This is a genomic window from Paracoccus angustae (assembly GCF_042648745.1).
Taxonomy (GTDB): Bacteria; Pseudomonadota; Alphaproteobacteria; order Rhodobacterales; family Rhodobacteraceae; genus Paracoccus; species Paracoccus angustae.
In genome coordinates this window covers 1-22,512 of the sequence record NZ_JBHRXY010000003.1, presented here as the reverse complement: position 1 = coordinate 22,512, position 22,512 = coordinate 1, and the positions used below count along the sequence as shown (strand labels likewise).

General features: G+C 67.5%; 24 protein-coding genes. 8 read left to right on the top strand and 16 right to left on the bottom strand.

Annotated elements, in window-relative coordinates; translation table 11 throughout:
- Window positions 1-143: 143 nt before the first annotated feature.
- Entirely contained in the window at window positions 144-2,102 is a 1,959-nt protein-coding gene (locus ACFOM8_RS05645) for a methylmalonyl-CoA mutase family protein (protein ID WP_377760123.1), read from the top strand.
- A gap of 54 nt (window positions 2,103-2,156) precedes the next feature.
- Here ACFOM8_RS05645 and ACFOM8_RS05640 read toward each other — a convergent pair whose 3' ends face one another.
- The 9 genes from ACFOM8_RS05640 to ACFOM8_RS05600 all read right to left on the bottom strand — a co-directional run bounded on the left by ACFOM8_RS05640 (window position 2,157) and on the right by ACFOM8_RS05600 (window position 7,829).
- Window positions 2,157-2,669: a fasciclin domain-containing protein gene (locus tag ACFOM8_RS05640; RefSeq protein ID WP_377760121.1), complete on the bottom strand. Its 513-nt coding sequence runs from the start codon at window positions 2,667-2,669 to the stop codon at window positions 2,157-2,159.
- 166 nt (window positions 2,670-2,835) lie between these two features.
- Window positions 2,836-3,057, bottom strand: a complete 222-nt coding sequence (gene rpmE / locus ACFOM8_RS05635; protein WP_268942120.1) for a 50S ribosomal protein L31 — start codon at window positions 3,055-3,057, stop codon at window positions 2,836-2,838.
- Between the two features lie 11 nt (window positions 3,058-3,068).
- A complete protein-coding gene (rplS, locus tag ACFOM8_RS05630; protein WP_377760119.1) occupies window positions 3,069-3,452 on the bottom strand; it encodes a 50S ribosomal protein L19 in 384 nt (127 codons plus the stop codon).
- The gene (gene trmD, locus ACFOM8_RS05625) at window positions 3,449-4,321 is read right to left on the bottom strand and encodes a tRNA (guanosine(37)-N1)-methyltransferase TrmD (RefSeq protein ID WP_377760117.1); all 873 of its coding nucleotides are present in this window, start codon (window positions 4,319-4,321) and stop codon (window positions 3,449-3,451) included. Before trmD ends, rplS begins: the two co-directional genes overlap by 4 nt.
- Complete coding sequence (gene rimM, locus ACFOM8_RS05620; protein WP_377760115.1) at window positions 4,314-4,814, bottom strand: ribosome maturation factor RimM; 501 nt, start codon at window positions 4,812-4,814, stop codon at window positions 4,314-4,316. Before rimM ends, trmD begins: the two co-directional genes overlap by 8 nt.
- A gap of 49 nt (window positions 4,815-4,863) precedes the next feature.
- A complete protein-coding gene (gene rpsP, locus ACFOM8_RS05615) occupies window positions 4,864-5,220 on the bottom strand; it encodes a 30S ribosomal protein S16 (RefSeq protein ID WP_207100987.1) in 357 nt (118 codons plus the stop codon).
- Window positions 5,221-5,261: 41 nt separating this feature from the next.
- Complete coding sequence (locus tag ACFOM8_RS05610) at window positions 5,262-5,570, bottom strand: chorismate mutase (RefSeq protein ID WP_377760113.1); 309 nt, start codon at window positions 5,568-5,570, stop codon at window positions 5,262-5,264.
- Window positions 5,567-7,063, bottom strand: a complete 1,497-nt coding sequence (gene ffh / locus ACFOM8_RS05605) for a signal recognition particle protein (protein WP_377760111.1) — start codon at window positions 7,061-7,063, stop codon at window positions 5,567-5,569. The genes ACFOM8_RS05610 and ffh overlap by 4 nt, the downstream gene beginning before the upstream one ends.
- A gap of 178 nt (window positions 7,064-7,241) precedes the next feature.
- Window positions 7,242-7,829, bottom strand: a complete 588-nt coding sequence (locus ACFOM8_RS05600; RefSeq protein WP_377760109.1) for an FMN-dependent NADH-azoreductase — start codon at window positions 7,827-7,829, stop codon at window positions 7,242-7,244.
- A 101-nt stretch (window positions 7,830-7,930) separates the two neighbouring features.
- Between ACFOM8_RS05600 and ACFOM8_RS05595 the strand changes: the two genes are divergently transcribed.
- The 3 genes from ACFOM8_RS05595 to ACFOM8_RS05585 are packed head-to-tail and all read left to right on the top strand — an operon-like array spanning window position 7,931 to window position 10,302.
- Entirely contained in the window at window positions 7,931-8,776 is an 846-nt protein-coding gene (locus ACFOM8_RS05595; RefSeq protein ID WP_377760107.1) for a LysR family transcriptional regulator, read from the top strand.
- 54 nt (window positions 8,777-8,830) lie between these two features.
- Window positions 8,831-9,400, top strand: coding sequence for a peroxidase-related enzyme (locus ACFOM8_RS05590; protein ID WP_377760105.1), 570 nt, complete (start codon window positions 8,831-8,833; stop codon window positions 9,398-9,400).
- A gap of 32 nt (window positions 9,401-9,432) precedes the next feature.
- Window positions 9,433-10,302: a DMT family transporter gene (locus tag ACFOM8_RS05585; protein ID WP_377760604.1), complete on the top strand. Its 870-nt coding sequence runs from the start codon at window positions 9,433-9,435 to the stop codon at window positions 10,300-10,302.
- Here the strand turns inward: ACFOM8_RS05585 and ACFOM8_RS05580 are convergent.
- Complete coding sequence (locus tag ACFOM8_RS05580) at window positions 10,299-10,580, bottom strand: hypothetical protein (protein ID WP_377760103.1); 282 nt, start codon at window positions 10,578-10,580, stop codon at window positions 10,299-10,301. The two genes, ACFOM8_RS05585 and ACFOM8_RS05580, sit on opposite strands and share 4 nt — an antisense overlap.
- Window positions 10,581-10,813: 233 nt before the next feature.
- On the opposite strand from ACFOM8_RS05580, the gene ACFOM8_RS05575 reads away from it, so the two are divergent.
- The 4 genes from ACFOM8_RS05575 to ACFOM8_RS05560 all read left to right on the top strand — a co-directional run bounded on the left by ACFOM8_RS05575 (window position 10,814) and on the right by ACFOM8_RS05560 (window position 16,459).
- Entirely contained in the window at window positions 10,814-11,584 is a 771-nt protein-coding gene (locus ACFOM8_RS05575) for a division plane positioning ATPase MipZ (protein WP_377760101.1), read from the top strand.
- A gap of 78 nt (window positions 11,585-11,662) precedes the next feature.
- The gene (locus ACFOM8_RS05570) at window positions 11,663-12,832 is read left to right on the top strand and encodes an efflux RND transporter periplasmic adaptor subunit (protein WP_377760100.1); all 1,170 of its coding nucleotides are present in this window, start codon (window positions 11,663-11,665) and stop codon (window positions 12,830-12,832) included.
- A complete protein-coding gene (locus ACFOM8_RS05565; protein WP_377760098.1) occupies window positions 12,829-15,882 on the top strand; it encodes an efflux RND transporter permease subunit in 3,054 nt (1,017 codons plus the stop codon). The genes ACFOM8_RS05570 and ACFOM8_RS05565 overlap by 4 nt, the downstream gene beginning before the upstream one ends.
- Window positions 15,883-15,940: 58 nt before the next feature.
- Window positions 15,941-16,459, top strand: a complete 519-nt coding sequence (locus ACFOM8_RS05560; RefSeq protein WP_377760096.1) for a type 1 glutamine amidotransferase domain-containing protein — start codon at window positions 15,941-15,943, stop codon at window positions 16,457-16,459.
- A gap of 109 nt (window positions 16,460-16,568) precedes the next feature.
- Here the strand turns inward: ACFOM8_RS05560 and ACFOM8_RS05555 are convergent, their stop codons facing one another.
- From ACFOM8_RS05555 to ACFOM8_RS05530, 6 genes are all read right to left on the bottom strand, one after another.
- Window positions 16,569-17,915, bottom strand: a complete 1,347-nt coding sequence (locus ACFOM8_RS05555; protein WP_377760094.1) for a pyruvate dehydrogenase complex dihydrolipoamide acetyltransferase — start codon at window positions 17,913-17,915, stop codon at window positions 16,569-16,571.
- A gap of 12 nt (window positions 17,916-17,927) precedes the next feature.
- A complete protein-coding gene (locus tag ACFOM8_RS05550; RefSeq protein WP_377760092.1) occupies window positions 17,928-19,292 on the bottom strand; it encodes a pyruvate dehydrogenase complex E1 component subunit beta in 1,365 nt (454 codons plus the stop codon).
- A gap of 15 nt (window positions 19,293-19,307) precedes the next feature.
- Complete coding sequence (gene pdhA / locus ACFOM8_RS05545; RefSeq protein WP_377760090.1) at window positions 19,308-20,357, bottom strand: pyruvate dehydrogenase (acetyl-transferring) E1 component subunit alpha; 1,050 nt, start codon at window positions 20,355-20,357, stop codon at window positions 19,308-19,310.
- Window positions 20,358-20,488: 131 nt separating this feature from the next.
- Complete coding sequence (locus ACFOM8_RS05540) at window positions 20,489-20,782, bottom strand: FtsB family cell division protein (RefSeq protein WP_377760089.1); 294 nt, start codon at window positions 20,780-20,782, stop codon at window positions 20,489-20,491.
- Window positions 20,783-20,851: 69 nt separating this feature from the next.
- The gene (gene rlmJ, locus ACFOM8_RS05535; protein WP_377760087.1) at window positions 20,852-21,631 is read right to left on the bottom strand and encodes a 23S rRNA (adenine(2030)-N(6))-methyltransferase RlmJ; all 780 of its coding nucleotides are present in this window, start codon (window positions 21,629-21,631) and stop codon (window positions 20,852-20,854) included.
- Between the two features lie 37 nt (window positions 21,632-21,668).
- Complete coding sequence (locus ACFOM8_RS05530) at window positions 21,669-21,887, bottom strand: hypervirulence associated TUDOR domain-containing protein (RefSeq protein ID WP_377760085.1); 219 nt, start codon at window positions 21,885-21,887, stop codon at window positions 21,669-21,671.
- Between the last annotated feature and the right edge of the window lie 625 nt (window positions 21,888-22,512).

Below are 22,512 nucleotides of genomic sequence, written 5' to 3'. Positions count from 1 at the left end.
CGCGCAAGATTGCAACAACTCTGATGCAATAAGGGTAACAAAATGTCCGAAAGATGCGGTTCTGCGCCGCGCTGCGGCGAATTGACGGAGCATGTTTGTTTCGGTATCGCTTAACAGACAGAAATATTGTTGCGAGGCGCCGCATGGCCGACAAGGACAAACCCTGGCTGTTCCGCACCTATGCGGGTCACTCCACCGCCGAGAAATCGAACGCGCTGTATCGCGGCAACCTGGCGAAGGGGCAGACCGGGCTGTCGGTGGCCTTCGACCTGCCGACCCAAACGGGCTATGACAGCGATCACGTCCTGGCGCGGGGCGAGGTGGGCAAGGTCGGCGTGCCGATCTGCCATCTGGGGGACATGCGGGCGCTGTTCGACCGGATACCGCTGGAACAGATGAACACCTCGATGACGATCAACGCGACGGCCCCCTGGCTGCTGTCGCTTTATATCGCCGTGGCCGAGGAGCAGGGGGCCGACATCGCCAGGCTGCAAGGCACCGTTCAGAACGACCTGATCAAGGAATACCTGTCACGCGGCACCTATATCTGTCCGCCCAGGCCGTCCCTGGCGATGATCACCGACGTGGCGGCCTTTACGCGGGAACACCTGCCCAAGTGGAACCCGATGAACGTCTGTTCCTATCACCTGCAAGAAGCGGGGGCCACGCCGCAGCAGGAACTGGCCTATGCCCTGGCGACCGCCATCGCCGTGCTGGACGGCCTCAGGGACAAGGTTCCGCCCAAAAGCTTCCCCGAGATGGTTGGCCGCATCAGCTTTTTCGTGAACGCGGGCATCCGCTTCGTCACCGAGATGTGCAAGATGCGCGCCTTCACCGAATTGTGGAACGAGATCACCCGCGACCGTTATGGCATCGCGGACGAGAAATACCGCCGCTTCCGCTATGGCGTGCAGGTGAACAGCCTGGGTCTGACGGAACAGCAGCCGGAAAACAACGTGTACCGCATCCTGCTGGAGATGCTGGCGGTCACGCTGTCCAGGAACGCGCGCGCCCGCGCCGTGCAGTTGCCCGCCTGGAACGAGGCGCTTGGCCTGCCGCGCCCCTGGGACCAGCAATGGTCGCTGCGGATGCAGCAGATCCTGGCCTATGAAACCGACCTGCTGGAATACGGCGACCTGTTCGACGGCAACCCGGCGATCGCCGCCAAGGTCGAGGAGTTGAAGGCGGGCGCGCGCGACGAATTGCGCCTGCTGGACGAGATGGGCGGCGCCATCGCCGCCATCGACTACATGAAGGCGCGGCTGGTCGAATCGAACGCCGAGCGGTTGGGGCGGATCGAGACGAACGAAACCGTGGTGGTCGGCGTGAACCGCTGGCAGGGCGGCGAGCCGTCGCCCCTGACGGCGGGCGACGGCGGGATCATGGTCGTCGATCCGGCGGTGGAACAGGACCAGATCGCGCGGCTTCGCGCCTGGCGCGCCGCGCGGGACGAAGGGGCGGTGCAGCTGGCGCTCGGCGCGCTGCGCGACGCGGCGCGGCGCGGCGAAAACGTCATGCCCGGTTCGATTGCCGCCGCCAAGGCGGGGGCCACCACCGGCGAATGGGCGGGCGTGATGCGCCAGGTCCATGGCGAATATCGCGGCCCGACCGGCGTGTCGGCCAGCCCGTCCAACCGCACCGAGGGGCTGGAGGAGATCCGCGAGGCCGTCGATGCCGTCAGCGCCCGCTTGGGACGCCGGCTGAAGTTCGTGGTGGGCAAGCCGGGCCTGGACGGCCATTCCAACGGCGCCGAACAGATCGCCTTCCGCGCCCGCGACTGCGGCATGGACATCACCTACGAGGGCATCCGCCTGACGCCCGAGCAGATCGTCGCGCGCGCGGTCGAGGAGGATGCCCATGTCGTCGGCCTGTCGATCCTGTCGGGCAGCCACCTGCCGCTGATCGAGGATCTGATGGCGCGGATCCGCGCGGCGGGGCTGGATCATGTTCCGGTGATCGTGGGCGGCATCATCCCCGACGAGGACGCGGCCCGTCTGCGGGCTATGGGCGTGGCGCGGGTTTACACGCCCAAGGATTTCCAGCTGAACACGATCATGATGGACATCGTGGCCCTGGTCGAGCCGGGGGCCGAGGCGGCATGACGTGAAAAAAAGGAGGCCTGAAGGCCTCCTTTTCCGGTCAGCAGGACGATGCGGTCACATCGCCGGCATCAGCACGCCGTCGATCACGTGAACAACGCCGTTGCCCGCAGCCAGGTCGGCGGCGGTTACGGACACGGCGTCGTTGATCCTGACCGTGCCATCGGCCACCGTCAGGTTGAGGCGGCAATTGCCGACCGTTGTGACCTCGGCAGAGCCGCCGCCCTGTTCGACCAGCGCGATCACGTCGGCGGCCATGGCCTTGGACGCCACCGCATGACAGCCCAGGATCGCCTTCAAGGTATCCTTGCTTTCTTCCGCCAGCGCGGCGTCAAGCGCACCGTCGGGCAGGGCGGCGAAGGCCGCGTCGGTGGGCGCGAAGATCGTGAAGGGTCCGTCGCCGGACAGGGTTTCGGCCATGCCTGCCTCCACCACGGCCGTCTCGAGCGTGGTGTGGTCTTCGGAATTCACGACAATATCGACAACCGTCGCCGGCGTGTCTTGCGCCACGGCCACGGAACTCAACAGGGCGGTGGCGGCGGCAGCTGCGGTGATCCTGGTCAAACGCATCGGTGATCCTCCTGGTCAAGACGTTTGCGACATCCACAACGTGACAGGCGGGAATCCGGTGCATGGGATCACGCGATCTTTACGGTGCCGGTGGGGGGATCGGACGGTGCGACATGAAAACGCCGCCCGGATGGGGCGGCGTTTCGCACGGGATTGCCGGACGGGATCAGAAGCCCAGGCCCGCGTATTTGCTCTTGAACTTCGACACGCGGCCGCCGGTGTCCATCAGCTTGGCCGAGCCGCCGGTCCAGGCGGGATGCACCGTGGGGTCGATGTCCAGCGTCATGGTCTGGCCTTCCGAACCCCAGGTCGAGCGGGTCTGGTAGGTGGTGCCATCGGTCATCTTGATCTCGATGGTGTGGTAATCGGGATGGATGTCTTTTCTCATCGGATGATCCCTCAGGCTTTCGCGTCGGACAGCGGGCGGTAGTTGGTTTTCTCGACGATCCGGGCCGATTTGCCGCGACGGTCGCGCAGGTAGTACAGCTTGGCGCGGCGGACCTTGCCGCGGCGCACTACCTCGATCGAATCGATGTTGGTCGAATACAGCGGGAACACGCGTTCCACGCCTTCGCCGAAGCTGATCTTGCGCACGGTGAAGCTGGCGGCCAGGGTCGCGCCGCCCCGACGGGAAATGCAGACGCCTTCATACATCTGCACGCGGGTGCGGGTGCCCTCGGTCACCTTGTAGCCGACGCGCACGGTGTCGCCGGCTTTGAAATCCGGGATGGTCTTGCCGAGCTGGGCGATCTGCTCGGCTTCGAGTTCTGCGATCAGGTTCATCGCCTGGGTTCCTTGTCATGCTCGCGGTAGCCCCGCGATTGGTCTGATGCGCCCGAGAGCTGTCGGTCCTTTGCCGGGTCCATACCGTCCTGGTATGCCCGCCACAGGTCGGGGCGGCGTTGCTTTGTCAGCCTTTCGGCCTCACCGGCCCTCCAACGATGAATGGCCGCGTGATTGCCGGACAGCAGAACCTCCGGTATCTCGCGGCCTTCCCATTGGGCGGGCTTCGTGAACTGGGGGGCTTCCAGAAGCCCCCTGTTGCCGATGGAAAAGGATTCCTCGGCCAGAGAGTCGTGATTCCCCAGCACGCGCGGTATAAGGCGAACCGTCGCGTCGATCAAGACCTGAGCGGCGATCTCCCCTCCGGTCAGGACATAGTCGCCGATGCTGATTTCCTCGACGGCGTGGGCGTCCAGGACGCGCTGGTCCACGCCTTCGAAGCGGCCGCAGATCAGGGTGACGCCGTTGCCCTGCGCCAGATCGCGTGCACGGGCTTGGGTCAGCGGGGCACCGCGCGGGGACATGTAGATCACCGGGCGGGGCGGGCCTTGCCTGGCTTCGCGCAGGGCCGCGTCCATCACGTCGGCGCGGATCACCATGCCCGCGCCGCCGCCTGCCGGCGTGTCATCGACATTGCGGTGGCGGCCCACGCCGAAGTCGCGCAAGGGAATGGTGCGCAGGTTCCACAACCCCTGCGCCAGCGCCTTGCCGGTCAAGGACAGGCCCAGGATGCCGGGAAAGGCCTCGGGGAACAGGGTGACGATGCTGGCGGTCCAGGCGCCCTGCACCTGCGGTTCGGCCATCAGCTCTCGCGGGCGCAGGCTGGCGGTGATGGACAGGCGGCCGTGGGATTTGGGCTGGTCACTCATCGGTGGCGGGGGGATCGGCAACGATGCGCTTCGCCGTCAGATCAACGGTCGGCACGACGGCGCGGGTGAAGGGCAGCAGCAGCACGTTCTTGCCGCCGACGACCTCCAGGATGTCGCCCGCGCCATGGTCGAAGATCGCCCGGACCCGGCCCAGGATGGCGCCGCCGGTATCGACGACCTCCAGCCCGATCAGGTCGGCGTGGTAGAATTCATCGTCGGGAAGCGAGGGCAGGGCGGATCGCGGCGCCCAAAGGGTCGTGCCCTTCAGCGCCTCGGCCTCCTCGCGGGTGGCGACGCCCGACAGGCGCGCGCCAAGGCCGCCGGTCACGGGACGGGTCAGCTTCACAGTGAAGCTGCGCTTGCCGTCCTCGGTCGTCAGGGGAGTGTAGTTCGCAATATCCGCAGGCTCGGCGCAAAAGCTTTTCAGCCGCACCTCGCCCTGGACCCCGAAGGCTCCGGCAATCGCGCCCACGCAGATGCGGTCTTGTGTCATGCATCCCCCTTTAACGGAAAAGGGCGGGGTGTGCCCCCGCCCTGTCGGATCACTCGGCCTCGGCTGGGGCGGCGGCTTTCGCGGCCTTTTCGGCGGCGCGGGCCGTGGCTTTCTTGCCCGGCTCGGCCTTCTTCATGTTGGCGCGGGTGGCTTTCTCGCGGACGCCGGCGGCTTCCAGGAAGCGGGCCACGCGGTCGGTCGGCTGGGCGCCCTGGTCCAGCCAGTGCTTGGCGCGGTCCAGATCCAGCTTGATGCGGTCTTCGCTGTCCTTGGCCAGCAGCGGGTTGTAGGTGCCCAGCTTTTCCAGGAAGCGGCCGTCGCGCGGCATGCGCGAATCGGACACAACGATGGCGTAGTGCGGGCGCTTCTTGCTGCCGCCACGGGCCAGACGGATTTTCGTTGCCATTGGGGTTCTCCTTTAGAATGGCGTGGTGGGGCGGCGCCCCGTCAGGATTGGAAGGTTTCGTGGTGCCGGATCACTTCGGCGATCACGAAGTTCAGGAATTTGCGCGCGAATTCCGGGTCCAGGTCGGCCTCGCGCGCGAGGCGTTCCAGCCGCTCGATCTGCTGCGCTTCGCGGGCGGGATCGGACGGCGGAAGATCGTGGTCGGCCTTGAGGCGGCCGACGGATTGGGTGTGCTTGAAGCGTTCGGCCAGCGTATAGACCAGGATCGCGTCCAGCCGGTCGATGCTGGCGCGGTGGTCGCGCAGCAGGGCGGCGGCGCGGGCGGCGGGGTCGGCGCGGGCGTCCATCATTTCTTTCCGAACATTCCCGACAAGCCGCCCGGCAGACCGGCCTTGCCCAACTGCCCGCCGAGGCCCTTGGGATCGGTCAGCATCTTCTGCGCCTCGGCCATCTTGGCGGGGTCGAGGTTTTCCAGGTCGGGCAAACCGCCGCCCTTGCCGGTCATGGCGCGCATGGCCTGCTTCAGCATCCCGCCCTTGCCCATCTTGCCCAGCTTCTTCATCGTGTCGGCCATCTGCTTCTGCATCTTCAGAAGCTTGTTCAGTTCCGACACCTCCATCCCCGCGCCCGCCGCGATCCGCTTCTTGCGGCTGGCTTGCAGGATGTCGGGATTGGCGCGCTCCTTCTTGGTCATGGAATTGATCAGCGCGATCTGGCGGCTGATCGCCTTGTCGTCCATGCCCGCGGCCTCGGCCTGCTTGGCCATTTTCTGCATGCCGGGCATCATGCCCATGATGGACTGCATGCCCCCCATCTTCTGCATCTGTTCAAGCTGGCCTTTCAGGTCGTTCATGTTGAACAGCCCCTTCTGGAACCGCTTCATCATGCGCTCGGCCTGCTCGACCTCCAGCACCTGCTGGGCCTTTTCCACCAGGGCCACAATGTCGCCCATGCCCAGGATCCGGCCCGCGACGCGCTGCGCGTCAAAGGTTTCCAGCGCGTCCATCTTTTCGCCAAGACCCACGAAGCGGATCGGCTTGCCGGTGATCGCGCGCATCGACAGCGCGGCACCGCCGCGCCCGTCGCCGTCCATCCGGGTCAGCACCACGCCGGATACGCCGACCTTCTGGTCAAACTCGGTCGCGACGTTCACGGCGTCCTGGCCGGTCAGGCCATCGACCACCAGCAGCGTTTCGCGCGGCTGCGCGATGTCGCGGACCGCCTGGACCTCGTCCATCAGCGCCTGGTCGATGTGCAGCCGGCCTGCGGTGTCCAGCATCACCACGTCATAGCCGCCAAGCGCCGCCTGCTGCTTGGCGCGGCTGGCGATCTGCGGGGCGGTCTGGCCCGGCACGATGGGCAGGGTGTCGACGCCGATCTGACGGCCCAGGATCGCCAGCTGCTCCATCGCCGCCGGGCGATTGGTGTCGAGCGAGGCCATCAGCACGCGCTTCTTCTCGCGCTCCTTCAGGCGCAGGGCCAGCTTTGCGGTGGTGGTGGTTTTCCCCGAGCCTTGCAGACCCACCATCAGGATCGGCGCGGGCGGGTTGTCGATGCGCAGCGCGTCGGGTGCATCCTCGCCCTGCAAGACCTTGATCAGCTCGTCATGGACGATCTTGACGACCTGCTGGCCGGGGGTGATCGACTTGGTGACGGCGGACCCGGTGGCCTTCTGCGTGACCGCCTTGACGAAGTTGCGCGCCACCGGCAGCGAGACATCCGCCTCCAGCAGGGCCACGCGGACCTCGCGCATGGCGGCGGTCACGTCGTCCTCGGTCAGGGCGCCCTGCTTGGTCAGCCGGTCGAAGACGCCGCCCAAACGGTCGGAAAGGTTCTCGAACATCGCCGGGCCTCCTTTGGTCCAAAACAGTGCGGCCCCCGTGGGCGCGACGCGCTGACGGGGGGCGATCCCCGCCGTGAAACGGGGACCGGAAGGCCAATCCTTCCGGGAATCCGGGTGCTGATACGAAAAAACGGCCCGCGAGTCAACGCGGGCCGTGACACTCGTTACGCATGGGGGATCAGGCCGCCAGCTTTTCCAGCGCCTGTTGGGCGCGGGCCAGCCCCGCCTCGCGGTCCATGGCCAGGCGGTCGGCGGCCACGAAGTCCACGTCGGTGATGCCCAGGAAACCCAGCATGAAGCGGATATAGCCCGAGGCATGATCGAATTCCGATCCGATGGGCGTGCCCGCCGCGCTGTAGGCGATGATGGCGCGCTTGCCCTTCAGCAGGCCTTCGGGGCCTTCGGCGGTATAGCGGAAGGATTTTCCGGCCCGCGCGATCTGGTCCAGCCAGTTCTTCAACTGCGCCGTCAGCATGAAGTTGTAGATCGGCATGCCGATCACCAGGACATCCGCCGCCTGGACCTCGGCCAGATAGGCGTCCGAGGCGGCAATGATGGCCTGCTGTTCGGGCGTCGGGTTTGCGGGCGCCATGCGGACGGCGGCGAACCAGTCGGTGTCGATGGCGGGAACGCCCTCGTTCAGGTCGCGATAGGTGACGGTGGCGCCGGGATTGGCGGCGGTCAGCTTTGCCACGATGTCGGCGGTCAGCTTGCGCGAAACGGAAGCCTCGCCCGTGATGGCGCTGTCGATATGCAGGATGTTCATGGTTCGAGTCCGTTCGGATTCCGGTGGGTTGGCGGTGATTTAGGGCTAGGCCCCGGCAAAAGGAATGGCGATAAACGCGCAGTCTCTGTGCGGGGATGCACATGAATTTCGACAGTTGGGACGATCTTCGCGTCGCGCTGGCCGTGGCGCGCAGCGGCACCGTCAGCGCGGCGGCCGAGACGCTGGGCGTCCACCACGCCACCGTGATCCGCCGCATCGACGGGCTGGAAGCGCAGCTTGGCGTCAAGCTGTTCCAGCGCCACCCGCGCGGCTATGCCCTGACCGAAGCGGGGCGGGCCCTGCTGAAGGTCGCGGGCGAGGCCGACGAACGCTTTGCCCAGCTGGCCGCCTGGATCGCGGGCGGCAGCGACCGGATCGAGGGCGAACTGGTTGTCACCTCGCTGCCCGAGCTGGCCGATGTGGTCATGCCCCGGCTGGTCCGGCTGATGCGCCAGCATCCGGGGCTGCGGGTGAACTATGTCACCGACGTGCGCCTGTTCCGCCTGGACGCCGGAGAGGCGCATGTGGCGATCCGCGCGGGCCGCCAGCCGACCGAACCCGATTACGTCGTGCGGCCCATGGGAACGATGCGGCATCCGATCTATGCCGCGCCCGAATACATCGCCGCGCGTGGCGAGGTGACGGACATCGCCGGGCATCCCTTGGCGGTTCTTGGCCCGCAAGCGCGCAATGCGCCCCTGATGCGCTGGCTGGAGGACCGCGCGGATCCCGCCCAGATCGTGCTGACCGCCAGCGACGAGGCCGCGCGCGAGGCGGTGATCCGCGCGGGCCTTGCCATCGGTCCCCTTTCGCCGTCCCGCGCCGAGGGGCTGGTCGAGGTCATGGCCCTGCCCGAATGGGAATCGCGGCTGTGGCTGGTCACGCATGTGGATCTGCACCGCACGCCCAAGGTCGGGGCCGCCGTCGCGGTTCTGCGAGGCAGCTGACCCCTTCACAGTCTGCAAGCCGCAGGCCAATCTGCGCCGCAAGGAGGAACCACCATGACCCATCCCATCAGCCGCTTTCCGGTGCCCGATCTTGCCGGCCTGCCGCAGGACATGCAGGACGCCATCGCCACCGTGGCCGAGAAATCCGGCTTTGTGCCCAACGTCTTTCTGGCGCTGGCCCATCGGCCCGACGAATTCCGCGCCTTTTTCGCCTATCACCAGGCGCTGATGGACAAGGACGCGGGCCTGACCAAGGCCGAGCGCGAGATGATCGTGGTCGCGGTCAGCGGCATCAACAACTGCCAGTATTGCGTGGTGGCCCATGGCGCGATCCTGCGCATCCGGGCCAAAAACCCGCTGATCGCCGATCAGGTCGCCGTCAACTGGCGCAAGGCGGATCTGACCGACCGGCAGAAGGCGATGCTGACCTATGCCGAAAAGGTCACGGTCGCGGCCCATCAGATCGGCCATGCGGATCACCAGGCGCTGCGCGACGCGGGCTTCGACGCGGATGAAATCTGGGACATCGGCGCCATCGCCGCGTTTTTCGGCATGTCGAACCGGATCGCCAATGCCGGGGATTTCCGCGCAAACGACGAGTTCTACATGCTGGGCCGCCAGTGAACCGGACCGAGGCGCTGCGCGGCCATGCGGCGATGGGGCTGTTCTCGGCGCTGGTCGCGGGGTCGTTCTCGCTGGGCGTCAGGGCCGCGAACCTGATCGACCCGGCGGCGATCACGGTGTCGCGCTTCATCATCGCGGCGGGCGTGCTGGCCGGGATCGCGGCCCTGGCTCCGGGCCGCGGCAGGCCGCGCGCGCTGCTCGAGGCGCCCTGGCGATACCTGGCCCTGGGCGGCGCTTTCGCCGGCTATTTCGTGCTGATGTTCGAAGGGCTGAAGACCGCCCCCGCCGTGGCCGCCAGCGCGGTCTTCACGCTGACCCCGGTCATGGCGGCGGGATTCGGCTGGTGGCTTTTGCGCCAGCGGGTGACGGGCCACCTTGCCCTGGCGCTTGCGCTTGGCGGGGCGGGGGCGCTGTGGGTGATCTTTCGCGGCGACCCCGCTGCCCTGATGCGGCTGGAGATCGGGCGGGGCGAGGCGGTTTATTTCGCCGGCTGCGCGCTGCACGCGCTGTACACGCCCTTGGTCCGCAGGCTGAACCGCGGTGAGGGGCCGCTGATCTCGTCGCTGGGGACGCTGGTCGCGGGCGGGATCCTGACGGCCGTCTGGGGATGGGACGCGCTGACCGCGACGGCCTGGGGGCAGCTTCCCGCGATCGTCTGGATCACGATCCTCTATGTCGCGGTCTTCGCCAGCGCCTTCACCACGATGCTGGTGCAGTATGCGGCGCTGCGCCTGCCTTCGGCCAAGGTGATGGCCTATACCTATCTCACGCCGCTTTGGGTGATCGGGCTGGAAGCGGCCCTGGGCGGAGGGCTGCCCGGCCTTGCGGTTCTGCCGGGCATTCTTGCCACGCTTGGGGCGCTGTCCCTGCTGCTGAAATCGGACGAACCGGCGCACGCCTAGCTGGCCCATCCGCTGATCCGCGCCCAAAGGCTGCGGGCTGCGGGCCTGGGCGCGACCCTGTTGCCGGTCAGGATGCGCCCGCCCGCGTCGATGCTGACCCGGCCATCGCGCAGGTGGCGCAGCACCGGGCCCTGGGCCGGCTGGCGCGGGCCGATGGCGATGGTGGCAAAGCCCAGATCCTGCCGGACCTTCGGCGCATCGTCCATCCACAAGGCCAGCGGATCCGCCGACGCCGCAGGCAGGGGCATCACGAGGCCGGTGATGAAGTTCGGGGTCATCTCGTTTCCTCCTGCGTTGAAACGCGGCTTTGCTCCAACAGGCCAGATCCGCCCCGGCGATGCAAGAAAAATACAGCATCTATGTCGTGATTAAATCCGCTTGCGGAACAGGTGGATGTTGCGGAACCGCACCCCTGGCCCGCCGAACGCGGGGCCGGGCGTGGCGGCGCTTTCCTTCGCGCGGCGGCACCGCTAGGGTCCGCGCAGTCGAGAAACCGGCAAGGGGCGGCCTTGTGGCGCATATCATCGTCGTGGGCAACGAAAAGGGCGGCTCGGGCAAGTCCACCACGTCGATGCATGTGGCGACCGCCCTGGCGCGCATGGGCCACCGCGTGGGCGGGCTGGACCTGGACGTGCGGCAGCGCAGCTTTGGCCGATACCTGGAGAACCGCGCCCATTTCGCCGCGCGCGAGGGGCTGGATCTGCCCATGCCCGTGATCGGCGCGCTGGGCGAGGGCGGGGATCCGCTGTCCCCCGCGCTGACCGCGCTCGAGGCGGAGTGCGACTTCATCCTGCTCGATTGCCCCGGGTCGCACACGAAGCTGAGCCAGATGGCCCATACCCTGGCCGACACGCTGATCACGCCGATGAACGACAGCTTTGTCGATTTCGACCTGCTGGCGCGCTTGTCGCCCGAGGGGAAGATCCTCGGACCCTCGATCTATGCCGAGATGGTCTGGTCGGCGCGGCAGATGCGCGCGCAGGCGGGCGCCGGGCCGATCGACTGGCTGGTGCTGCGCAACCGCCTGGGCACGCAGGCGATGCACAACAAGCGCAAGGTCGGCGGCGCGCTGCAATCGTTGTCGAAACGGATCGGCTTTCGCGTCGCGCCGGGCTTTTCCGAACGCGTCATCTTCCGCGAGCTGTTCCCGCGCGGGCTGACGCTGCTGGATCTCAAGGACATCGGCACCGAACAGCTGTCCATGTCCAATATCGCCGCGCGGCAGGAACTGCGCGACCTTGTTGCCGAACTGAATCTGCCGGGCGTGTCGGTCAACTTCTAGGCAGTCCTTCACGCGCGCGTTGTTGCCGCAGGCTTCAGCGCCTATGTTGCGGGCCAAGTCATCATCGCAGGCTGTCCCATGCGAGTCCTTTCCGTTCTTCTTTTCGCATTGGCCCTGCCGCTGACCGCATCGGCCAACGAACCCGCCACCGCATCCGAGGCCCCCGCGCGGGTCGCGCCCTCGGTCACCGTCGAACCCGCCGCCCGGTTCGAGGTCCAGGCCCGCGTCCCCGTTTCCGGCACCATCGTCGCGCGCCGAGAGGTGCAGGTCTTTCCCCAGGTTTCGGGCTACGATATCACCGAGATCCTGGCCGAGGCGGGCGACAGCGTGGCCAAGGGCCAGGTGCTGGCCCGGCTGTCCAAGGAAACGCTGTCGGCGCTGCTGGAACAGGCCCGCGCCGAATACCTGCGCGCCGAGGCGGGCGTGGGCCAGGCGCAAAGCACCATCGACAGCGCCCAGGCATCCCTGACGCAGGCGCGGACGACCTTGCAGCGCGTGCAGCGGCTGCGCGAGGCGGGCACGGTTTCGCAATCCGCGCTGGACGACGCCATCGCCGCCGAGGCGAACGCCCGCGCGCAGGCCGCCTCTGCCGCCGACGGGCTGGCCGTGGCCCGCGCCGCGCTGGCCCAGGCCGAGGCCGCGCGGCGGATCGCGGATCTGAACCTGGCCCGGGCCGACATCGCCGCCCCGGTGGCCGGCACCGTTGTCGCGCGCACCGCCGAACTGGGCGCCCTGGCCGGGGCGGGAACGGAGCCGCTGTTCACCCTGCTGGCCGATGGCGCGGTCGAGATGTCGGCCGAGGTGATCGAAACGGCGCTGGCCGGCCTGAAGGCGGGAGATCCGGCCGAAATCACCGTGGCGGGCGTCGGCCCCGTGGCGGGATCGGTGCGGCTCGTGCCCGCCTCGGTCGATCCGGTGACGCGGCTTGGGGTCATGCGCATCTCGCTGGAGGCCGCAAGCGGCATCAGGATCGGGCAGTTCGCCAGCGGTTGGGTGATCACCGACCGGCGCGAGGCGGTGACGGTCCCCGCCGGCGCCGTTCTGGCCGACGACGCCGGCGAACGCGTGCAGGTGGTCACGGGCCGCACGGTCGAGACCCGTCCGGTCCGCGCCGGACTGCTGTGGAACGGACGGCGAGAAATCGTCGAGGGGCTGGCCCTGGGCGAACGGGTCATCACCCGCTCGGGCGCCTTTTTCCGCACCGGCGACCAGGTGCGTCCGGTTGCGGCCGACGGGGCGGGGCCATGAACTTCTCGACCCTGTCGATCCGCCACCCGGTTCCGCCCATCGCCGTCTTTCTGGTTCTGCTGATCGTCGGGCTTTACAGCTTTACCCGCCTGCCGGTCACGGCCATGCCCAACATCGACCTGCCCATCGTGCAGGTCACCATCGACCAGCCCGGCGCGGCGCCCGCCGAACTGACCACGCAGGTCATCCAGCCGGTCGAGGACAGCATTGCCTCGGTCACGGGGGTGCGCCACATCACCTCCACAGCCACCGACAGCACGGCGGTGATCGTGGTCGAGTTCGAGCTGGAAACCGACAGCGACCGCGCGGTGAACGACGTGAAGGACGCGGTGTCCAACGTCCGCCAGCAGCTGCCCGAAAGCATCAGCGAGCCGCTGGTGCAGCGGCTGGACGTAACCGGAATGCCGATCCTGACCTATGCCGTCAGCGACCCGACCCAATCCATCGAATCGCTGTCGAAGTTCGTGGACGACGTGATCGGGCGCGAATTGTCCACCGTCGCGGGCGTCGGCAAGACCGCCCGCATCGGCGGGGCGGCGCGCGAGATCAAGGTGGAACTGGACCCCGACCGGCTGCTGGCGCATGGGCTGACAGCGGCGGACGTGTCGAACCAGCTGCGCGCCCGCAACATCGACCTGGGCGGCGGGCGCGGCGATCTGGCGGGGCGCGAATACTCCATCCGCACCTTGGGGGCCGCCGACAGCGTGGAACAGCTTGCCGGGGCGCCGATCACGATCGCCAATGGCCGCACGATCCGCTTGGACCAGCTTGGCCGCGTCATCGACGGTCCGGCCGAGGAGCGCAGCTTCGCCCTGCTGGACGGCCAGCCGGTCGTGGCTTTCGGCATCTACCGGACCACGGGCGCGTCCGACCTGGCGGCGGGGGACGGCGCCAAGGAGCGCCTGGCCCGGATCGGCGAGCGTTACCCGAACGCCCGCATCACCCTGATCGACGACGCCACCACCTATACCGAGGCCAGCTATCACAGCGCGATGGAAACGCTGTACGAAGGCGCGGCGCTGGCGGTGGTCGTGGTGTTCCTGTTCCTGCGCAACTGGCGCGCCACCCTGGTCGCCGCCGTGGCGCTGCCCTTATCGATCATCCCGACCTTTTTCGTGATGCACTGGCTGGGCTTCACCCTGAACGGCATCAGCCTGCTGGGCATCACCCTTGTCACCGGCATCCTGGTCGATGACGCCATTGTCGAGATCGAAAACATCGTCCGCCACATCGGCATGGGCGTCCCGCCGTATGAGGCCAGCGAGGAAGCCGCGAACGAGATCGGGCTGACGGTGATCGCCATCAGCTTCTCCATTGTCGCGGTGTTCGCGCCGGTCAGCTTCATGGGCGGCATACCGGGGCAGTATTTCAAGCAGTTCGGGCTGACGGTTGCGGTGTCGGTCCTGTTCTCGCTGCTGGTGGCGCGGATCATCACGCCGATGATGGCCGCCTATCTGATGCGCGGCACGGCGCATGGCGCCGAGGAGCGCGACGGCTTTGTCATGCGCAACCTGATGCGCATCGTCGGCTGGACCATGCGCCACCGGGGCCTGACGCTGCTGACGGGCCTGGGGATCTTCGCGGGATCGATCTATTCGGCGACCCTGCTGCCGACCGAGTTCATCCCGGCATCCGACATCGGCCGCAGCCAGATCGAGGTCGAGCTGCCCCCCGGCGCCACCATCGACGACACCGAAGGCGCCGCCCGCAGCTTGTCCGCCCGGATCGACGCCGTGCCCGAGGTGCAGTCGGTCTTCGTCTACAGCGACGGGTCGGACGTGACCAAGGCGCGGGCGATGATCAACTATGGCAAGAAGGAAACCCGCGAACGGTCGCAATTCGTGCTGGAGGAGGAGTTGAAGCGCCGCCTGTCCGGCACGCCCGACATGCGCATCAACTTCCAGAACGAGAACGGCCAGAACGACCTGACCATCAACGTCCTGGGCCAGACCGAGGACGGCGCGGCCCTTGCCGCCGAACGCCTGGCCGCCGCCATGTCGGGGCTGTCCTCGCTGGAAAGCGTCACCACCACGGCCCGGCTGCAACGGCCCGAGATCCAGATCACGCCCCGCGCCGACGTGGCGGCGCAGCTTGGCGTGTCCGCCAGCGACATGGCGACGACGCTGCGGGTGGCGACGCTGGGCGATGTCGAGTCGAACCTCGCCAAGTTCAACGCGGGCGACGAACAGATACCCATCGTCGTGCGGCTGGACGCCGAGGCCCGCGCCGACCTGATCACGGTTCAGAACCTTCGGGTCAACTCGACCCAAGGGCAGGTGCCGCTGGGTGCGGTGGCCGATGTCAGCCTGTCGGCCGGGGCGACCGAGATCGGGCGATACGACCGCCAGTTCCAGACCACGGTGAACGCGAACCTGGCCGACGGGGAACTGCTGGGGCCGGTCAGCGCGCAGGTCGAGGCCTTGCAGCGCCAGGTCGAACTGCCGCCCGGCACGCGCATCCAGCCCTCGGGCGATGCCGAGATCATGGGCGAAGTCTTCGGCGCCTTCGGCACCGCCATGGGCGCGGGGGTGATGCTGGTCTATGTCGTCCTTGTGCTGCTGTTCCACAACTTCATCACGCCGGTGTCGATCCTTCTGTCGCTGCCGCTGGCCATCGGCGGCGCGATCCTGGCGCTGTTCGTCACCGGCCATTCCATCAGCATGGCGGTGGTGATCGGCTTTCTGATGCTGATGGGGATCGTCACCAAGAACTCGATCATGCTGGTCGAATTCGCGCTGTCGGCCATCGAGCGCGGCGTGGCCAAGCGCGACGCGATCCTGGACGCGGTCCACAAGCGCGCCCGTCCCATCGTGATGACCACCATCGCCATGAGCGCGGGGATGATCCCGTCGGCCCTGGCGACCGGCGAAGGGGGCGAGTTCCGCGCGCCCATGGCCATCGCGGTGATCGGGGGGTTGCTTTTGTCCACCGTGCTGTCGCTGCTGTTCGTGCCGGCGCTGTTCTCGCTGATCCATGGCGGGCAGGGGCGGCTGACCGGCTGGGTGGCGCGGCGGATCGGGCTGAACCGGCCCCGGCAGGCGGCGGAATAGCGGGGGAACTTCGCCGAGGCCGCCGCATTGGGTGGGCTGACGCGAAAGGAGGCCGTTCATGGCAAAGGTTCTGATCATGGCATCGGACGGGTTCGAGCAGTCCGAACTGTTCGTGCCCCTGGAAAAGCTGAAGGACGCCGGCCACGATGTGACGGTGGCGGCGCCAAAGGCGGGCGCCATCAAGGCATGGGACAAGAACGACTGGGGCAAGTCGGTCACGGCGGACAAGGCCATCGCCGATGTCGATGCCGCCGGTTACGACGCGCTTGTTCTGCCGGGCGGGGTGATCAATCCCGACAACCTGCGCAAGAACGAAAAGGCGGTCGCGCTGATACGCGGTTTTGCCGATGCCGGAAAGCCCGTCGCCGCGATCTGCCACGCGCCCTGGCTGCTGGCCGAGGCGGGACTGGCGCAGGGTCGCCGCCTGACCAGTTACGATTCGATCCGCACCGACATGAGGAACGCGGGCGCCGAGGTGGTGGACGAAAAGGTCGTGGTGGACCGGGGCGTCATCACCAGCCGCAACCCGGACGACCTGGACGCCTTTGTCGGCGCCATCGAGGACGCCTTGCGCTGATTTGCGTCCCGCGGCGGCCGGGGGCGCTTCGCCCCCCGGACCCCCAGAGGGTATTTGGACAAAGAAGAAGGGGCGCCGTGGAGCGCCCCTTTCGTTTGGCTGGAATGCTTCAGGCCAGCATGCCCATAGGGTTTTCCAGATGGTTGACGATGGCTTCCAGCAGTTGCGCGCCCAGGGCGCCGTCGATGACGCGGTGATCGACCGACAGGGTCATGGACATAACATTGCGGACCACCACCTCGCCGTTTTCCACCACGGGGGTCTGGATGCCCGCGCCGACGGCCAGGATCGCGCCGTGGGGCGGATTGATCACCGCGTCGAAATTCTCGATCCCGAACATGCCGAGGTTCGAGATCGCGAAGCTGCCGCCCTGGTATTCGTGAGGAGCCAGCTTCTTGGTCTTGGCGCGGTTGGCCAGATCCTTCATTTCGGCCGACAGGGCCGAAAGGGTCTTCTGATGCGCGTCCTTCAGGACCGGGGTGAACAGACCGCCTTCGATGGCGACGGCCACAGCCACGTCCGAGGGCTTCAGCTTCAGGATGCGGTCGCCCGCCCAGACGGCGTTGGCGTCGGGCACCTCTTGCAGGGCCAGGGCGCAGGCCTTGATGACGAAGTCGTTGACCGACAGCTTGACCTTGCGGGCTTCCAGCTGCTTGTTCAGGTCGCCCCGGAAGGTCATCAGCGCGTCCAGCTTGGCCGAGCGGCGCAGGTAGAAATGCGGGATCGTCTGCTTGGCCTCGCCCAGCCGGGCGGCGATGGTGCGGCGCATCCCGTCAAGCTGCACCTCGGTCGTCTCGCGGTCCGCATACATCTTCAGGATCGCGTCGGCTGAGGGCGCTTTCGGAGCCTGGGCCGCAAGGGCCGGGGCGGCGGGTTCGGCGGCGGGCGCGGCTGCGGCGGGCGCGGTTGCGGGCTTGGCGGCACCGGGCTGCGCGCCTTCGAGATCGGCCTTGACGATCCGGCCGCGCGGGCCGGTGCCGGTGATGCCCGACAGGTCGATGCCCTTTTCGGCGGCGATCCGGCGGGCCAGGGGGGACGCGAAGACGCGATTGCCTTCGGACTTGGCTGGCGCGGCCTTGGCCGTCCCGGTATCGCCCGCGACCGGCGGGTTCATGGGGCTGCCGTAGCTTTTCTCGGCCGCGGCCTTTTCCTCGGCGGCGGCGGGGGAAGCGGCCTCGGCGGGGGCCGGGCTGGCCACGGCCGAGGCATCCTCGCCTTCCTCCAGCAGCACGGCGATGGGGGTGTTGACCTTGACCCCCGCACTGCCCTCGGTCACCAGCAGCTTGCCGATGGTGCCTTCATCGACGGCCTCGAATTCCATTGTGGCCTTGTCGGTCTCGATCTCGGCGATGATGTCGCCGGACTTGACCGCGTCGCCTTCCTTGACCAGCCATTTGGCCAGCGTCCCTTCCTCCATGGTGGGGGACAGCGCGGGCATCAGGATTTCTGTCGGCATGACGCGTTCCCCTCAGCGATAGGTGACTTTTTTCACGGCTTCCACCACCTCGGGGGCGGTGATCAGCGCGTGCTTTTCAAGATTGGCGGCATAGGGCATGGGCACGTCCTTGCCGGTGCAGTTGATCACCGGGGCGTCCAGGTAATCGAAGGCGTTTTCCATGATGTAGGCCGACAGGTGGTTGCCGATGGAGCCCACCGGGAAGCCTTCCTCGACCGTCACGCAACGGTTGGTCTTCTTCACCGATTCGATGATCGTCGCGTAGTCGATCGGGCGCAGGGTGCGCAGGTCGATCACCTCGGCCTCGATCCCGTCGGCCGCCAGCTTGTCGGCGGCTTCCAGCGCATGGGCCATGCCGATGCCGAAGCTGATGATGGTCACGTCGCCGCCGGTGCGCGCGATGCGGGCCTTGCCGAAGGGGATGGTGAAGTTCTCGAGGTCCGGCACCTCGAAGGACCGGCCGTAGAGGATCTCGTTTTCCAGGAAGATCACCGGGTTCGGATCGCGGATCGCCTGCTTCATCAGGCCTTTCGCGTCGGCTGCCGAATAGGGCATCACGACTTTGAGGCCGGGGACCGAGGCATACCAGGCGGCGTAATCCTGGCTGTGCTGGGCCGCCACGCGGGCGGCGGCGCCGTTCGGGCCGCGGAACACGATGGGGCAGCCCATCTGCCCGCCCGACATATACAGCGTCTTGGCGGCCGAGTTGATGATGTGGTCCATCGCCTGCATGGCGAAGTTGAAGGTCATGAACTCGACGATGGGGCGCAGCCCCGCCAGCGCGGCGCCGGTGCCGATGCCGGCAAAGCCGATCTCGCTGATGGGGGTGTCCACCACGCGGCGCGGGCCGAAGCGGTCCAGCAGACCCTGGCTGATCTTGTAGGCGCCCTGGTATTCGCCGACCTCCTCGCCCATGAGGAAGACGGTCTCGTCGCGCTCCATCTCCTCGGCCATGGCTTCGCGCAGGGCTTCCCGCACCGTCATGGTCTTCATCTTCGTGCCTTCGGGCCAGTCGGGAGAGCGGTCGGGCTCGGGCGTCTTGACCTGCTCGACGGCGGATGCCGCGGGGGCTTCGGCTTTCGCTTCCGCCGGGGCGGCCTGCGGCGCCGGGGCCTTCACGTCATCGGCGGATTCGCCTTCCTCGACCAGGACGGCGATGGGGGTGTTGACCTTCACGCCCTGCGAGCCTTCCGAGACGAGGATCTTGCCCAGGATGCCTTCATCGACGGCCTCGAATTCCATTGTGGCCTTGTCGGTCTCGATCTCGGCGATGATGTCGCCGGATTTCACCGCATCGCCTTCCTTCTTCAGCCATTTCGCGAGGGTGCCTTCCTCCATGGTCGGCGACAGGGCGGGCATCAGGATTTCGGTTGCCATGTATTCGGCCCTCCCTCAGGCGACTTCTTCGGCGCTGCCCTGGGGCAGGTCTTCGGCGTAAATGTCGGTCCACAGTTCTTCCAGCGCGGGTTCCGGGCTTTCCTTGGCGAACTCGGCCGAATCGTTGACGATGTCCTTGATCTCCTTGTCGATGGCCTTCAGGTCATCCTCGCTCGCATGGCTGCCTTGCAGCAGCAGTTCGCGGACATGCTCGATGGCGTCGCGTTCGTCGCGCATCTTCTGCACTTCCTCGCGGGTGCGGTATTTCGCCGGGTCGGACATGGAATGGCCGCGATAACGGTAGGTCATCACCTCGAGGATATACGGACCCTTGCCCGCGCGGCAGTGGGCCACGGCCTTCTCGCCAGCCGCCTTGACCGCCAGCACGTCCATGCCGTCCACCTGCTCGCCGGGGATGCCGAAAGCCTCGCCCCGGCCATAAAGCGTGGTCGAACGCGTGGACCGCTTCATCGAGGTGCCCATGGCATACTGGTTGTTCTCGATCACGAAGATCACCGGCAGATCCCACAGGACGGCCATGTTGTAGGTCTCGTAGACCTGGCCCTGGTTGGCCGCGCCGTCGCCGAAATAAGTGAAGGTCACGTTGTCGTTGCCCAGGTACTTGTCGGCGAAGGCCAGGCCCGCGCCCAGCGGCACCTGCGCCCCGACGATGCCGTGGCCGCCGTAGAAATGCTTTTCGCGGCTGAACATGTGCATCGAGCCGCCCTTGCCCTTGGAGTATCCCCCCTCGCGGCCCGTCAGCTCGGCCATGACCCCGCGCGCGGACATGCCGCAGGCCAGCATGTGCCCGTGGTCGCGATAAGAGGTGATGCGCTTGTCGCCTTCCTTTGCGGCCGCCTCCAGGCCGACCACAACCGCTTCCTGGCCGATATACAGGTGGCAGAAGCCGCCGATCAGGCCCATGCCGTAAAGCTGGCCGGCCTTTTCCTCGAACCGGCGGATCAGCAGCATGTCGCGGTAATATTGCAGAAGTTCGTCGCGGGACGTGTTGGACTGCGGTTCTGCGGCCTGTGTTTCGGCTGCGGGGGCAGGCTTCCTGGCCATGCGGTGGCTCCTCCTGGATGCGCGGTCAGAATAGTTCAGCGTTAAACTATCCGTAGCCGATCACGAAAGGGGGCGCAATCCGCGAACGTGGCGCCCGGGTGACGGGGCGGTGAGGGGGTGGTGACGGGGCGTCAGCGCAGGATCACCTCGTCCGCGCGGATCACGCCCAGCACCTCGCGGGCGCGTTCGTCCAGCAGGTCCAGATCCAGATATTCGTCCGACATCCGCCGGGTCAGGTTCTGCATCTGTTGCACCTCGGCCTTCAGCTTGTCGCGCTGAACGGCCAGCTCGGCCGTTTCGGCCTCGATCTGGATGCGGCGCAGGATGCCCGAGGGGCCCTGCACGGCGGCAAAGGCGAAGTAAACGCCCAGGGCCACGGCCAGGGCCAGAAGAATGGTGGCGCTGAGGGAAAGACGCTGCGACATGAAACGGGCCGTTCTGGGTTGACGAGGCGGATCATGCCACAGCGGCAAGGGCAGGGGAATCCCCCTGGATCAGGCGGCCCGGCGGAAGATCGCCTCGATCCGCGCGGCTTGCCCGTCCAGGCCGAAGGGGGCGTTCAGCACCCACATGCCCGAGCCTGCCATGGAATGGCCGGGCCGCGCCGGGGCAAAGGCCACCTCGGACCGCAGGGCGTGGGGATGGGCGGCCGCCAGCGCGTCCAGCATCGGCGCGTGGCGGTTGTCGGTCAGGATCGGATACCACAGCGCGATGACGCCGACGTTCCATTTGCGCGCGATCAGTCCGATCTGGCGCGGGATCGCGGTGTAATCCGCCTTCACCTCGTAGCTGGGGTCGATCAGGATCAACCCCCGGCGCGGCGTGGGCGGGCAGACCGCCTGCGCCATCTGGAAGCCGTCCTGCCGGTGCAGCGTGGCGAAGCCCGCGACATGGGACAGCGCCTCGTGTTCGGCGGGGTGCAATTCGGCCAGATGCGCGGAATCGCCCCGGCGCAGGAAATGCGCGGCGATCAGCGGCGATCCGGGATAGGCCTGCGGGCCGTAACCGCGGCGGACCTGCGCCAGGGCGGCCAGCAGCGGGTGATCGGCGGGCAGCCAGCCCTCGGCCTCGGCCCGTCGGATGCCGGCCCGCGCCTCGCCCGTCTTGACGGCCTCGGCGCCGTCCAGGAAATACAGCCCGCGCCCGGCGTGGGTTTCCAGATAGGACAGCGGCTTGTCCTTGCGCGTCAGATAGTCCAGCGCGCAGGCCAGCAGCGCGTGCTTGTGCAGATCGGCCAGGTTTCCCGCGTGATAGGCGTGCTGATAGCTGAGCATGGCCCGCCTTAGCCCGCGCCGTCCGCCGGCGAAAGGCTCAAGTCGCCTTGCGCAGTTCGGAGTGGCTTTTCAGCACGCGGTCGCCGTCGTCCTGTTCGATCAGATAAGCGGGATTGTCCTTGTCGGCGTCGCGCTTGACCTTGGTGCCCTTGATGGTGCGCTCGACCGGCTCGGTAAAGGATTCGGTGATCTTGCCGGTCGCGGTGCCCGTGCCCCAGTCCCATTCGACCTTTGTGCCCTTGCCGTGCTTGGTCATCGCCGGTTCTCCTGCTTCGTCGCGACAACGCGGGCGGCGGGCGGCGGTTCCGGGACTGGAAATGGAAAGCGGCGGCGCCCAGGGAGGAGGAGGGGACGCCGCCGCGCAACGCTGGCCCAGGGAGGAGGGAGGGGCCGCGTATAGGGTGCGGCAAGGCCGGGGAGGAGGAAAGGCCGTTGCCGCCAACGATCGGTCCCCAGGGAGGAGGAGAGGACCGTCGCATCGGGTGCCGCAAACAGGGCGGCTATATGGGGGCGGCGGCGCCAGGGAGGAGGAGGGGCGCCGCCGCGCAACGCTGGCCCAGGGAGGAGGGAGGGGCCGCGTATGGGGTGCGGCAAGGCCGGGGAGGAGGAAAGGCCGTTGCCGCCAACGACCGGTCCCCAGGGAGGAGGAGAGGACCGTCGCATCGGGTGCCGCAAACAGGGCGGCTATGAAGGGTGCGGTTCAGCCGGGGAGGAGAGGCTTCGCCGCAAACGTCCCTGCCCTATGGGGAGGAGGAAGGGCGGGCCGTGTTCCGGTGCCGCGGGATGGGGCGGCTATGATCCTTGCGCGGCGACCCCCGAGGGAGGAGGAGGGGGCCGCCGCCTGTCGCCGAAACCCGAGGGGAGGAGAAAGGGTTCCGGCG

Bases quoted from the DNA above. Each gene is read 5' to 3' on its own strand.
- ACFOM8_RS05645 (WP_377760123.1), top strand. From the start codon at position 144: ATGGCCGACAAGGACAAACCCTGGCTGTTCCGCACCTATGCGGGTCAC.
- ACFOM8_RS05640 (WP_377760121.1), bottom strand. From the start codon at position 2,669: ATGCGTTTGACCAGGATCACCGCAGCTGCCGCCGCCACCGCCCTGTTG.
- rpmE (WP_268942120.1), bottom strand. From the start codon at position 3,057: ATGAGAAAAGACATCCATCCCGATTACCACACCATCGAGATCAAGATG.
- rplS (WP_377760119.1), bottom strand. From the start codon at position 3,452: ATGAACCTGATCGCAGAACTCGAAGCCGAGCAGATCGCCCAGCTCGGC.
- trmD (WP_377760117.1), bottom strand. From the start codon at position 4,321: ATGAGTGACCAGCCCAAATCCCACGGCCGCCTGTCCATCACCGCCAGC.
- rimM (WP_377760115.1), bottom strand. From the start codon at position 4,814: ATGACACAAGACCGCATCTGCGTGGGCGCGATTGCCGGAGCCTTCGGG.
- rpsP (WP_207100987.1), bottom strand. From the start codon at position 5,220: ATGGCAACGAAAATCCGTCTGGCCCGTGGCGGCAGCAAGAAGCGCCCG.
- ACFOM8_RS05610 (WP_377760113.1), bottom strand. From the start codon at position 5,570: ATGATGGACGCCCGCGCCGACCCCGCCGCCCGCGCCGCCGCCCTGCTG.
- ffh (WP_377760111.1), bottom strand. From the start codon at position 7,063: ATGTTCGAGAACCTTTCCGACCGTTTGGGCGGCGTCTTCGACCGGCTG.
- ACFOM8_RS05600 (WP_377760109.1), bottom strand. From the start codon at position 7,829: ATGAACATCCTGCATATCGACAGCGCCATCACGGGCGAGGCTTCCGTT.
- ACFOM8_RS05595 (WP_377760107.1), top strand. From the start codon at position 7,931: ATGAATTTCGACAGTTGGGACGATCTTCGCGTCGCGCTGGCCGTGGCG.
- ACFOM8_RS05590 (WP_377760105.1), top strand. From the start codon at position 8,831: ATGACCCATCCCATCAGCCGCTTTCCGGTGCCCGATCTTGCCGGCCTG.
- ACFOM8_RS05585 (WP_377760604.1), top strand. From the start codon at position 9,433: ATGGGGCTGTTCTCGGCGCTGGTCGCGGGGTCGTTCTCGCTGGGCGTC.
- ACFOM8_RS05580 (WP_377760103.1), bottom strand. From the start codon at position 10,580: ATGACCCCGAACTTCATCACCGGCCTCGTGATGCCCCTGCCTGCGGCG.
- ACFOM8_RS05570 (WP_377760100.1), top strand. From the start codon at position 11,663: ATGCGAGTCCTTTCCGTTCTTCTTTTCGCATTGGCCCTGCCGCTGACC.
- ACFOM8_RS05565 (WP_377760098.1), top strand. From the start codon at position 12,829: ATGAACTTCTCGACCCTGTCGATCCGCCACCCGGTTCCGCCCATCGCC.
- ACFOM8_RS05560 (WP_377760096.1), top strand. From the start codon at position 15,941: ATGGCAAAGGTTCTGATCATGGCATCGGACGGGTTCGAGCAGTCCGAA.
- ACFOM8_RS05555 (WP_377760094.1), bottom strand. From the start codon at position 17,915: ATGCCGACAGAAATCCTGATGCCCGCGCTGTCCCCCACCATGGAGGAA.
- ACFOM8_RS05550 (WP_377760092.1), bottom strand. From the start codon at position 19,292: ATGGCAACCGAAATCCTGATGCCCGCCCTGTCGCCGACCATGGAGGAA.
- pdhA (WP_377760090.1), bottom strand. From the start codon at position 20,357: ATGGCCAGGAAGCCTGCCCCCGCAGCCGAAACACAGGCCGCAGAACCG.
- ACFOM8_RS05540 (WP_377760089.1), bottom strand. From the start codon at position 20,782: ATGTCGCAGCGTCTTTCCCTCAGCGCCACCATTCTTCTGGCCCTGGCC.
- rlmJ (WP_377760087.1), bottom strand. From the start codon at position 21,631: ATGCTCAGCTATCAGCACGCCTATCACGCGGGAAACCTGGCCGATCTG.
- ACFOM8_RS05530 (WP_377760085.1), bottom strand. From the start codon at position 21,887: ATGACCAAGCACGGCAAGGGCACAAAGGTCGAATGGGACTGGGGCACG.